A 12511-nucleotide genomic window follows, 5' to 3' on the forward strand; every position below is an offset into this window, starting at 1 on the left:
AGCGTTTTTGAGTAAATAACACTGACTTAGGTAGTTGAACATTACGCGGGTGTAATTTGAGAGATGAGCCATGTACCGCTAATAAAAAAGCCGCATCATTTGCGGCTTTTTTAGAGAGAAAGAGTCTAGGATTTTTTCTTTCTCGCAATTTTACTGGCTTTTTTCGCCGCTTCTTTTTTGCTGGTCTTTTTAGCGGCTTCCTTCGCCTTAACCTTCGCTTTTTTCTTGGTTGGCGTACGTGCTTCTTTATTTTTAGGGCGCAATTCTTCGATCACGCGACGCTTCAATGGCAGTTCGATATAACGCTCAATCTTACCAACGATACGCATATCGTGGGCTTCTGCCAGTGAAATCGCCGTGCCCTTAGCTCCCGCACGGCCCGTGCGGCCAATACGATGGATATAAGTGTCGGCCGAGCGTGGCATATCAAAGTTGATAACATGGCTGATATCGTCGATATCGATACCGCGGGCGGCCACATCGGTTGCGAGTAAGACGTTGACTTCACCCTTAGTGAAACGGCTCAGGGCTTGGAAGCGTTTCTTTTGTTCCATATCGCCACGCATAAAGGCGCAGGCAATACCAGCTTTAAGTAGTTGGCCTTCAAGGGTAGAAACAATGTCGCGGGTCTTAACGAAGACGATGGCGCGCTTCACATCCTCTTGACGCAGCAAGTGGCACAGCAGGGCAAATTTATGCTCTTTATCGTCGGCAAGATGGATCCATTGATGGATCTTGGCTTTTTCACTGCGGGGGGCATCGACATCGATTTCGATAGGATCATTTAGCACTTCACGGGCAAAACGATGTACGCCACCGCCTTCTAAGGTCGCAGAAAACAACATATTTTGTTTACGGCCTTGGGCTTCGAGGGCGATAGCTTGCACCACAGATGAAAAGCCCATATCGAGCATGCGATCGGCTTCATCTATGATTAACACATCGACTTCTTCCGCGCTGAATTTACCCTTGTCCAAATATTCCATCAGACGACCTGGGGTAGCGACCAGAATGTCCACATTGCCAGCTAAGGCTTCTTCCTGTGGAGCATAGGGAACGCCACCGGTGATGATGGCAATATCTAACCCTTGGCCCGTGGCTAAGTGGCAAGCATAGCGGTGAATTTGGCTGGCTAACTCACGGGTGGGTGTGAGTATCAAAATACGAGCTTGCCCTGGGAATCGACGGGGGAAGTCGATTAAATGTTGTAATGCGGGCAGTAAAAAGCTTGCGGTTTTACCTGTGCCTGTCGGAGCGCGCGCCAGAATGTCCCTTTGCTCTAGGGCATAAGGAATCGTTTCTTGCTGGATAGTAGTGGGCGAATGATGCCCCATGGCTTTAAGTGACTCTAATAAACTAGGGTCAAGTTGGAAATCTTCAAATTGCATGCGCGGCGTCTCGACGGATAATAGCCAAGCATTATAAAGGTTATAGTCGTTAACTTAAATAATTTAATCGGGAGAGGGTTTACTTTTACGCGGTTTGGCCGATGCAGTACGGGTCTGCATGGGTGAAGGCCTCGTCGCTGCTGCCGTTAGGGGAGTGGAACTTACCGTACTCGATTGCATTTGGAGGCAGACATTTTGCAAAAGATGTATAAGATAAAGAGAATATTGTAAAAGTATTGGCTTTTGTTGAGAAGGTTCGAAGGATTGATGGGATGTTAGCTGGAGTCTTAACAATAAATTGTGCTTATGGTGAATGAGCGTCATCCCATAGTACCCAAGTGTTAGCCCTGCTTGGATTGGTGTCGAAAATGTTGGTTACGATTAGGTTTTACGTTTCTAAAACATGGGCTTGGAATATATGGCTTTTGATTGGTTATCGCAGTTTTTTATTTCTTCCCAAGACAGCCTCTTGCTGAATGTCTATTACAATCCCCTGTTAGTGACTATCTCGATTCTGATTGCGATTTTTTCGGCCTTTATGGCCTTTCAGGTCGTGACCCAAGCTGTGCATAGTCACTCTAAGTCTCGTAAGCAGATCATGTTGTTGACCGGGAGTGTTGTCCTTGGCGGTGGTGTCTGGTCGATGCATTTTATCGGCATGTTGGCCTTCGATTTATGTTCGCCCGTGACCTATGACTTTGGGCTCACGGCGTTATCCCTATTACCTAGCATCGGCGCCTCATGGGTGGCGCTTAACCTGCTATCTAAACCGAGTTTTAAGTTTTCCCAAGTCTTGATTAGCGGCGCCTTAGTCGGGGCGGGGATCGGGACCATGCACTATGTGGGCATGGCGGCCATGGAGATGGCGCCGTTACTGCGTTACGACCCATTGATTTTTGCACTATCGATAGTGGTTGCCGTGCTGTTAGCCATTATTGCGCTTTGGGTTCGCACCGGGCTGAATCAGCTTATTTCATCTAATATGAGCACTATTGCGAGTAATTTTATTGCCAGTATCGTGATGGGGCTGGCGATTTCGGGCATGCATTACACTGGCATGGCCGCGGCGCGTTTTGTTAGGCCTGAAGGCCTAGAACTTAGCCAGCAGACCTCGGAAATCTCGTTCTATCTTGCGCTCGGCGTGTCTGTTATTACCACAGTCATCATCTGTTTAGTGCTGATCGTGAATGTGATTTTTAAATATAAGGATTTGTCGCTACTGGCAAAATCCAATGAAGACAGAATGCGTGCCATGATGAATACCGCCATCGATGGCATTATTACTATCGATGGGCTGGGCATCATAGTGAATGTGAACAAAGCGGTGACGACTATCTTAGGTTGGTCATCTGTCGAATTGCTGGGCGCGAATGTGAAAAAAATCGTGCCAGAGTCGATTCGCCCTCACCATGATAGCTATTTAGCTAAGTATGTTGAGACTGGTGAGGCCCAAATTATCGGTACAGGGCGAGAGGTTCAAGCACAGCATAGAGATGGTCATTTAGTGCCAGTTCGTCTCAGTATTGGCCATGTGATGCAAGGAAAAAACCATTATTTTGTGGGCTTTATCTCCGATCTTAGCCAGCGTAATGAGATGGAACAAGAGCTTAAAAACAACGAAGCAAAGTTTCGTTCGCTGATCACCAATATCCCCGGCATCGCCTATCGCTGTAAAAACACTGAGGGCTGGCCCATGGTGTTTATTAGTGATGCTGTGCAGACCATTATTGGTTATCCTGCCGCGGATTTTGAGCTTCCCCATCCTAAGCGCTTCTTCTCTGATCTCTATTATCCCGATGATATTGACGCTATACACGCTAAGGCTCGGCCGCCTACCTTTACAATGGAATATCGCATTATTCGGGCAGACGGCGAGGTGCGTTGGTTGTTCGAACACGGTAATTACATCCTCGATGAAACCAGCAACGAGGTGTGGATTGACGGCTTCTTAATGGATATTACCGAGCGTAAGGAGATGGAGCAGGATCTCGTTACGGCCAAGAACAATGCCGAGCAGGCGGCTGCGGCGCGCGCGGCCTTCTTGGCCAACATGAGCCATGAGATCCGCACACCGATGAATGCCATTATCGGCTTTAGCGATATCTTATTGGAGTCGATATTAGACGCAGATCAGCAAAAACAGCTCTCCACCATCAATCGTTCCGCTAAGTCCTTACTGCATTTACTCAATGATGTGCTCGACAGCGCCAAGCTAGATAAGGGGAAATTAGAGTTAGAAAACCGTGTGTTTTGCTTAACCGATGAAATTGATACTGTGATTTCAACGCTTTGGTTGCAGGCGAAAAAACAGCGTCTATCCCTTGAGGTCGACGTTGCCCCCACTATGGCGGCGAACTTTATCGGCTCACCGGAGCGGATCCGCCAAGTGCTGATCAACTTGATTGGTAACGCCGTTAAATTTACCTGCGAGGGGACTGTGACGGTCAGAGTCTTCCCGCAAGACACTACCAAAGTCACCTTTGAGATTATCGATACTGGTATTGGCATGTCGCCAGAGCAGCTTAATCGGGTGTTTGAAGCATTTGCCCAAGCCGATGCTTCCATGAGCCGCAAATACGGTGGCACAGGGCTTGGGACTACTATTAGCAAGCAGTTGGTGGAACTGATGGGCGGAGAGATCACCGCCGAAAGTACCTTGGGCAAAGGCAGTACGTTTCGCTTTAGCATTCCTTTACTGCCCAGTTTAGAGCCGCTATCGACCCAGCACACCGACAATGGGTCCTTACCGCCACTGACAGTATTAGTGGTCGATGATATTCAGCAGAATATCGATCTCTTGTCGGTATGGTTAACGCGTCAGGGTCATAAAGTCATCACCGCCCGCGATGGCGAGCAGGCGTTATTGCGGATGCAAAAAGCCGACATAGATATCACCTTGATGGACTTGCAGATGCCGGTTATGGATGGACTGACGGCAGCTAAAATGCGCCGTGAGCAAGAAGTGCAGTTCCAGTTACCCTATATGCCGATCATCGCCTTGACCGCCAGCGTACTTGAGCAAGATAAGAGCGCCGCAGAGCAAGCCGGGATGGATGGCTTTGCGAATAAGCCCATCGATTTCACTTTACTCACGCGAGAAATTGCTAGGGTATTACAGTTTAATTCGCCTGGACCTGCGTTTGAATCCCTACCGCCATCGAGTGATTTGTTGGTAAACGAGGAAAAAGGCGTGAAGTTGTGGGGCTCTAAGCCGCTATTCATCAAAGAGTTGATGAAGTTTATAGCCCAATGGCCAGAAAAGATTGAAATGCTACAACAGGCCATTAGCAAGCAAGATACAGCGACAATTAAACGCTTAAGCCATAGTTTGAAAGGCGTAAGCGGTAATCTGGGCCTCTTGCAATGGATGGTGCACTTTGCGCAGTTAGAGCAATTGGCTCAAGCTGATACCTTGGCCATTGATACCATGGAAGCAATAGTTGCTAAGATCAACGATTCCCTCGTCGAGATTGGTGATTATATTGAGAGCACCATAGAGCTATCGGCAACCGCATCTGAGAGTAGCCAAGAGGGGAGCAGCGATCCCGCGCAATTGTTAGCACATATTGATGCCTTGCTCGCATCTATTGCCCACCATAGTTTTGAAGAGTCTGATCTTGAGGTGCTTACCGCTCGTATTGATGAGCATCTTCGCCTCAGGGTGGCGATGATTACCGAAGCCTTAGACAACTTTGATTTTGATATTGCCCATAATGAATTGACTGAGTTACGGGTTTCTCTCACCGCAAATAAGGAGTAGCAATGCAGCCTACATCTGAAGATAAGAAAACCTTATTATTGGTGGATGATGAGCCAGTTAACTTACGGGTGTTAAAGCAAGTTTTACATCAGGATTATCATCTTATCTTTGCCAAAAGCGGCGAAGAGGCATTGCGTCTGGCGCAAACTGAACAGCCATCGCTGATCCTCCTCGACATTATGATGCCCAATATGACTGGGTTAGAAGTCTGTCAGTTGCTCAAAAATATCCCTGAGACTCAGTCGATCCCGGTCATTTTTGTCACCGCACTGAATGATGAGCATGACGAAGCCGCGGGCTTTGCCGTGGGTGGGGTGGATTACATTGTGAAGCCGATTTCGGCCACCATAGTTAAAGCGCGGGTGAAAACCCATTTATCCTTAGTACAGGCCGATGAATTACGCCGCACTCGCTTGCAAGTGATCCAGCGTTTAGGTCGCGCCGCCGAATATAAAGATAACGAAACCGGCACCCATGTGCTGCGTATGAGCCATTACTCCAAAATTCTGGCACTAGCCTACGGTCTGAGTGAGGCGCAGGCGGATGATTTACTGCACGCGGCGCCTATGCACGATATAGGTAAAATCGGCATTCCAGATAGCATCATGCTCAAGCCGGGTAAGTTAACCGATGATGAGTTTGCCATTATGAAAAACCATCCCCATATCGGCGCCGAGATTATCGGCGAAGCCGATTCCGAATTGCTGCGATTAGCCAAATCTGTGGCGTTGACCCACCACGAAAAGTGGGACGGTACCGGTTATCCTAATGGATTGAAAGGTGAGGAAATCCCGTTAGAGGGACGCATAGTCGCCTTGGCCGATGTGTTTGACGCGCTCACCAGCAAACGTCCCTATAAAGACGCTTGGTCAATCGAGCAGACCATGGACTATATCCATGAACAGAGTTGCGTGCATTTCGACCCTGAGTTAGTACGGTTATTTATCGAGAACTTAGATAAAGTGATTGAAATTAAAAATAAATGGATAGATAACTAGCACGGTGGATAAGGCTCATGAGTAGAGCCTTATCGCTGAAGGTTGTTAAAGCTTAAGATAGAAACCCTTAGTTAGTTCAATCATTTGCTCTGTATAGTTGCCATCTTCCCCACGGATGGTGAGCTCAGTGTGTTGGCATGGCTCATTCTGGGTTTTAGTCAATAACAGCAGCACGCGATTCGCCGCTTTATTCTCCACACTTTTTACCCACACTGCCTGCACGAGATAAAGTTCAGCGTGATTAAGGCAGGTTTTAAAGCGTGCTAGGCTTTGGATCGGCAGAATAAGGCTGGCGTATCCCTTAGGTGACAAACATCGAGTTATTGCGTCAAGCAAGGGGGTAAAGCCTAGGGTCTCTGTGTGGCGCGCTATTGCCCTGTGGTGTTCGCTCGCTTTGGGGCCATGCTCAAAGTAGGGCGGATTGCAGATGATATGGTCGAAATATCCTTGATACTGAGCCTGTTGGCAAAAGCTCTGAATATCGCAATGAATAATATTACATCTATCCGCCCAAGGACTTTGCGCCATATTGTATTGGCATGCGCTGGCGGCTGTTACTTCAAGCTCGACTGCGGTGATCTGTCCTCGGCTACGCTGCGCCGCCATTAAACTCAATAAGCCACTCCCAGCGCCAATATCGAGGATATGCTTTGCCTGAGCGAGTGGAGCCCATGCACCTAACATCACTCCGTCTGTGCTAACGGACATGCCGCAATTAAGATCATCGATATGGAACTGCTTAAAGGTAAATGCCATGGGTATCAAATTATCAAGTGAATAATGGAGAGGGATTTAAGGTCATCGCTATTTTAAAGGGCTGGTTGAGCTTTCGCTAAGATTTTTATATGCAAGAGAAATAAGTCTATTCTTCCATTTGATTTAGTTTTTGTGTTTTTTATGCTGTTTTGAATCGAAGTTCACTTAATTAACAGTTTAATTTATTACTTCGGTAACGCATTGTTAGCAGTTAATTAGCATTGCCGTGCATTTTTCTTAAAAATAACCTTGTTTGTTGTATTTGTTTTGAAATTCTGATATTAGTTTCGCCCCCATTTTTAATCAATTTTATGATTAACGGATAGGTAAACGGGTTTTTAGGTGAATAAATCGGCAGCAAAGCCAATTTTTTGTTCATTTTTGTTTATAAACTCAGCAGATATCGCACATATTTACCACGGAATTGTGTAAACATAGATTTGCACTCCGAATGGGCTTTGTTTTAGCTATGGCTAATCGACACATAATCACTTAAGTTTGTCAAAAAACAATAAGACAAGATGGGGCTTTCAGTGCAAGACAATCATATGAGTATCGGGGATACATTAGGCTTAGGTTTTATGACCTTTGCATTTTTTTGGGCGCAGGTAACTTAATATTCCCCCCCTTTGCAGGGATGTTAGCGGGTGGCAATATGCCCCTCGCCATGCTGGGTTTTTTAATCACCGCCGTAGGTTTACCTTTAGTTGGACTCATCGCTGTCGCTAAGGCTCAAGGTAAGGTTATGGCTATGCTGCCAGTATTTGCAGCAACGGCATTGGCTATTGCGATTTATATTATTATTGGCCCTGCGTTTGCCGCGCCGCGTACTGGTTTAGTGGCCTATGAGATTGGTGCTAAACCCTTTATCGATAACACCAGTGCGACGATTTTGCTGGGCCATTTAACCCTCAATTTATCACAACTGATTTATACCCTAGGTTTCTTCACTGTCACTATGTTGTTGGCACTTTTCCCCGGTAAGTTACTCGACAGTGTTGGTAAGGTATTAACGCCTATCCTATTGATATTGTTGGTTGGATTGGCTGCGTCTGTGCTATTTCTGCCCGCGTCCGAAGTAGGCCAAGCCGTAGGCGATTATCAACAGCATCCGTTGACCAAAGGTATTTTGGAAGGCTATAACACTATGGATACTTTGGCGTCCTTAATGTTTGGTATGTTGATTATCGATATCCTGCGCAAAAATGGGATAGAACAGCCGAGTGCACAGACTAAGTATCTTATTCGTGCGGCTTTGATTGCGGCATCCGGACTCGCTTTTGTTTATGTTTCTTTGTTCTTTTTAGGGGCAACGGCGGGGGATATTGCTCAAGGAGCCAAAAATGGCGGCGAAATTTTAACAAATTACGTCACCCATGAATTTGGTAGCTTAGGCACTGTTTTACTCTCAACTGTCGTGACCTTAGCCTGTTTAACTACGGCGGTTGGCCTTGTTAGTGCCTGCTCCGAGTTCTTCAATGAGCTAATGCCAAAATTATCCTACCGTTTGTTAGTGGTCCTGTTAAGTGCTATCTGCGCCGTGATCGCCAACGTCGGGTTAACTCAGCTTATTGCTATTAGTATCCCAGTGTTGATGACGATTTATCCTGTGGCGATTGCCCTAGTGGCCGTCACTTTCCTGACGACTCATTTTGCCAAGCCGCAGTTTGCCCACCGTGCAACGCTGTCGGTGGCACTGTTGTTTGGGATCTTCGACGGTATGAAAGTGGCTGCAAGCAGTTTAACGGGCGCCGATGGTAAAGGGGTTAACGCTATTGCCCAAGGTTTTATCGATCTTGTTAGTGCTATGGCGCCGGCCCTATCAATTTTGCCATTGTATGAGGAAGGTATGGCGTGGTTACTGCCGACCCTTGTCGTTATCGTGCTCTGTTTGGTCTTAGGTCGCGGCGGCGCTAAAACAGCGACAACCGCTTAAGGGAAAGTCTGCCTGTCATAGTTCAATTAGGTTAATATCAACGGCGTATCATTCGATTACGCCGTTTTTTATGGAGTTTTTGTGCCTAAGACATATCGGAGCGATCCGCTTATCGATGCATTTCTCGATGATCTCTGGTCCAGTAAAGGGCTCAGTGATAACACGCTGAGTGCCTATCGTACCGATTTAAGCCATTTTGACCGTTATCACGGGAATCGGGGGCTGACGCTATGCGAGGTCTCGCAGGCGGATGTTCGCGCATATCTGGCGTACAGGGTTGAACAAAACTTTGCCCGCACTAGCAGTGCTAGATTGCTCAGTAGTTTACGGCGTTTTTATACTTATTTGGTGCAGACCAAGCAGGTATCAGTCGACCCTATGGCCTTGGTTGAATCACCTAAATTAACGCGGCATTTGCCCGATTCTTTAAGTGAATCCCAGGTTGATCGATTGCTCGCAGAGCCGAATGCCGATGACCCCGTAGAATGTCGTGATAAAGCCATGCTCGAGTTGTTATACGCCACCGGATTACGGGTGAGTGAGCTGGTGGGATTAACCATGGAGCAGATGAGCCTACGCCAAGGTTTAGTGCGTATTGTGGGTAAGGGCGGTAAAGAACGCTTAGTTCCATTAGGGGAACAGGCCATTACCGAGGTTGAAGCCTATTTGAAGTTTGCACGTCAGGAACTGCTGGGACATAAACAGTCGGATGTTGTATTTCCCTCTAAACGTGGACAAATGATGACCCGGCAAACCTTCTGGCATCGCATTAAACTCTATGCCTTGCGGGCTGGGATCGAAACCGCATTATCGCCGCATACCCTACGCCACGCCTTTGCGACCCATTTGCTCAACCATGGCGCCGATTTGAGGGTGGTGCAATTGCTTTTAGGGCACAGTGATTTATCCACCACACAGATCTACACCCATGTGGCTCGGGCAAGGTTGCAGGAGTTACATCAACAGCACCATCCACGCGGTTGAATTTAGTTACAGTATAAATTTGCATTCTGCACCGCTTGTATGTAACTTTTTGCCCTCATACAGGGTCTATTGAGTATATCGCGTAAAAACGACCCAAATATCTCGCTGCTGCGACCCAATTTATAGGATGTACCATGAAGTTGACCCGAGCATTATCATTAGTTTTCGCGCTTGTTGTTGCTCCGCTTGCTAATGCGGCGACGGCCACCACTCCCGACACTGCTGCGATTAAACAAAAACTCAGTGAAATGTTAGATGTTGAAGTGATGTCAATGCAGGACTCACCGATTGACGGCTTATATCAGGCCATGACCAACCGCGGCGTGCTCTATATCAGCCGTGATGGTTCAAAACTGTTCCACGGCAGTTTGTATGACCTAGATAAAGGCATGAAAAACTTAACGGAAGCGGCATTAGCTGGCCCACGTTTAGCCATGATGAAACCCCTTGAAGATCATATGCTGGTTTATAAAGCCAAGGATGAAAAACACGTAGTCACAGTGTTTACCGATGTCAGTTGTGGTTACTGCCGTAAATTGCACAGCCAAATGGCCGACTACAATAAACTTGGCATTACAGTGCGTTACTTAGCCTTCCCTCGCGCAGGCGTGCCGTCAGCGAATGCCGACGAGATGCAAGCCATTTGGTGTGCTAAGGATCCATTAAAAGCCATGACAGAAGCTAAAGCAGGTAAAAAAATATCTGCCGCCACCTGTGATGCAAAAATTGCTGAGCAGTATGAGTTAGGTTCTAGTTTTGGTGTTAATGGCACGCCAGCAATAGTGTTAGAAGACGGCAATATGATCCCTGGTTATCAACCTCCTGCGGATCTGCTGCGCACCTTAGAAGCGCGCCAATAACAGTCAAAGCCGTAAAATTTATCCCACGAAAGGTGAGCTTAAGGCTCACCTTTTTGTTATCTTATCGCTACGATTTCTTGAGAGCTTGAGTCCCTTGATCCATAAGATAGTCCGTCGCCAGACCGTTGATGATAGCCATTTACCCACCCATTTACCGCCGCTGCTAAAGCAGCTCTATGCCCGCCGCGGTGCCACGTTTAATGAATGCGAGCTAGTGCTTAAAGGCCTGTTAAGGCCGGATACCATGAAAGGCTTAAACGAGGCGGCCAAGCTTATTGCCGATGCAATACAGGCGAATAAGTCGATTCTGATCGTCGGCGACTTCGATGCCGACGGTGCAACCTCGACCAGCGTGTGTATCCTCGCGCTGCGGATGATGGGCGCCGCGAAAGTGGATTATCTGATCCCCAATCGTTTCGATTACGGCTATGGCTTAAGCCCTGAAATTGTTGCGGTTGCAGCGTCTAAACAGGCGGAAATATTGATCACCGTCGATAACGGTATTTCATCGATTGAGGGGGTTATTGCGGCTAAAGCCTTTGGCATGCAAGTGGTGATCACTGACCATCATTTACCCGGACACGAGTTGCCCGCTGCCGATGCGATTGTGAATCCAAATCAACCCGGCTGTCCATTTGCCAGTAAATCGATTGCCGGTGTGGGGGTTGCCTTTTATCTGATGACGGCATTGAGGGCTGAACTGCGTACTCGCAACTGGTATCAAATCCGCGGTATCGCCGAACCCAATTTAGGCACGCTGCTCGATATCGTCGCCCTGGGCACAGTGGCCGATGTGGTGTCACTCGATGCCAATAATCGTATTTTGGTCGAGGCGGGACTGCAGCGTGTGCGAGCGGGGCGTTGCCGTGTGGGGATTACCGCACTGCTTGAAGTGGCGAAGCGAAATCCGGCGCGCATCGTTGCATCCGACTTTGGTTTTGCCGTGGGCCCAAGGCTTAATGCCGCGGGCAGGCTCGATGAAATGGCGCTCGGGGTCGAAACCTTACTCTGTGAAGATATGATGCTGGCTCGGCGTATGGCGGCCGAGCTCGATGGGTTAAACCAAGAGCGCCGTGAGCTTGAGGTTGGCATGCAGCAGGAAGCCTTAAAAAGCCTCGAACACTTAAAGCTCAACGAAGCCGAATTACCTTGGGGTATCGCCTTATTTCAACAGGATTGGCATCAAGGGGTGATCGGCATATTAGCCTCGCGCATTAAGGATAAATACCATAGACCCGTGATCGCCTTTGCCGATGCGGGTAATGGTGAGATTAAAGGATCGGCGCGCTCGATCAAGGGCTTGCATATGCGTGACTTGTTGGAGTTAGTGAACACGCGCCACCCAGGACTGATTATCAAATTTGGCGGCCATGCGATGGCGGCGGGCTTATCACTCAAGGCGGGCAGTTTTGCGACTTTTGCTAAGGCCTATGATGATGCGGTGCGTGAACTGCTTAAAGCTGAATTGTTAACGGGCGAACTTTGGTCCGATGGTGAGCTGACCCCAGCTGAACTAAATTTGGACATCGCCCAGCTACTGCGTAATGCGGGGCCTTGGGGGCAGGCCTTTGAGGAGCCGCTATTTGATGGTTATTTTAACATAGTGCAGCAGCGACTCGTTGGTGAACGTCATCTTAAACTCGTGCTTGAAACCCAGTGTGGCACTCTGATGCTCGATGCGATTGCCTTTAATGTGGATTTACACACTTGGCCAGATGCGACCATTAATCACGCCCGTATTGTCTATAAGCTGGATGTAAATGAGTATCGCGGTAATTGCTCGCTGCAATTGATGGTCGAGCAAATCGAAGCCATGTAAGCCTGTATCG

At 47.8% G+C, this 12511-nt stretch carries 7 protein-coding genes and 1 pseudogene; 6 read left to right on the forward strand and 2 right to left on the reverse strand.

The genetic code is table 11. From position 1 onward, the window contains the following. Window positions 1–125: 125 nt before the first annotated feature. Window positions 126–1388: an ATP-dependent RNA helicase SrmB gene (gene srmB / locus SOHN41_RS02205; RefSeq protein WP_007645079.1), complete on the reverse strand. Its 1263-nt coding sequence runs from the start codon at window positions 1386–1388 to the stop codon at window positions 126–128. 403 nt (window positions 1389–1791) lie between these two features. Between srmB and SOHN41_RS02210 the strand changes: the two genes are divergently transcribed. Both SOHN41_RS02210 and SOHN41_RS02215 read left to right on the forward strand, forming a co-directional pair. Then, window positions 1792–5148, forward strand: a complete 3357-nt coding sequence (locus SOHN41_RS02210; RefSeq protein WP_037457871.1) for an MHYT domain-containing protein — start codon at window positions 1792–1794, stop codon at window positions 5146–5148. Between the two features lie 2 nt (window positions 5149–5150). Then, window positions 5151–6146 (forward strand): response regulator, encoded by a 996-nt coding sequence (locus SOHN41_RS02215; RefSeq protein ID WP_007645083.1) that lies wholly within the window; start codon window positions 5151–5153, stop codon window positions 6144–6146. Window positions 6147–6191: 45 nt separating this feature from the next. Here SOHN41_RS02215 and SOHN41_RS02220 read toward each other — a convergent pair whose 3' ends face one another. Further along, window positions 6192–6902, reverse strand: a complete 711-nt coding sequence (locus tag SOHN41_RS02220; RefSeq protein WP_007645084.1) for a tRNA1(Val) (adenine(37)-N6)-methyltransferase — start codon at window positions 6900–6902, stop codon at window positions 6192–6194. 521 nt (window positions 6903–7423) lie between these two features. Here SOHN41_RS02220 and brnQ point away from each other — a divergent pair. The 4 genes and pseudogenes from brnQ to recJ all read left to right on the forward strand — a co-directional run bounded on the left by brnQ (window position 7424) and on the right by recJ (window position 12501). Next, window positions 7424–8838 (forward strand): annotated as a pseudogene (brnQ, locus tag SOHN41_RS02225) (branched-chain amino acid transport system II carrier protein). An 81-nt stretch (window positions 8839–8919) separates the two neighbouring features. Beyond that, the gene (gene xerD, locus SOHN41_RS02230) at window positions 8920–9822 is read left to right on the forward strand and encodes a site-specific tyrosine recombinase XerD (protein WP_007645094.1); all 903 of its coding nucleotides are present in this window, start codon (window positions 8920–8922) and stop codon (window positions 9820–9822) included. Window positions 9823–9956: 134 nt separating this feature from the next. Beyond that, window positions 9957–10682, forward strand: a complete 726-nt coding sequence (gene dsbC, locus SOHN41_RS02235; RefSeq protein WP_007645096.1) for a bifunctional protein-disulfide isomerase/oxidoreductase DsbC — start codon at window positions 9957–9959, stop codon at window positions 10680–10682. Window positions 10683–10776: 94 nt separating this feature from the next. Beyond that, window positions 10777–12501, forward strand: coding sequence for a single-stranded-DNA-specific exonuclease RecJ (gene recJ / locus SOHN41_RS02240; protein WP_007645098.1), 1725 nt, complete (start codon window positions 10777–10779; stop codon window positions 12499–12501). Window positions 12502–12511: the final 10 nt, after the last annotated feature.

Source organism: Shewanella sp. HN-41, assembly GCF_000217915.1.
Classification (GTDB): domain Bacteria; phylum Pseudomonadota; class Gammaproteobacteria; order Enterobacterales; family Shewanellaceae; genus Shewanella.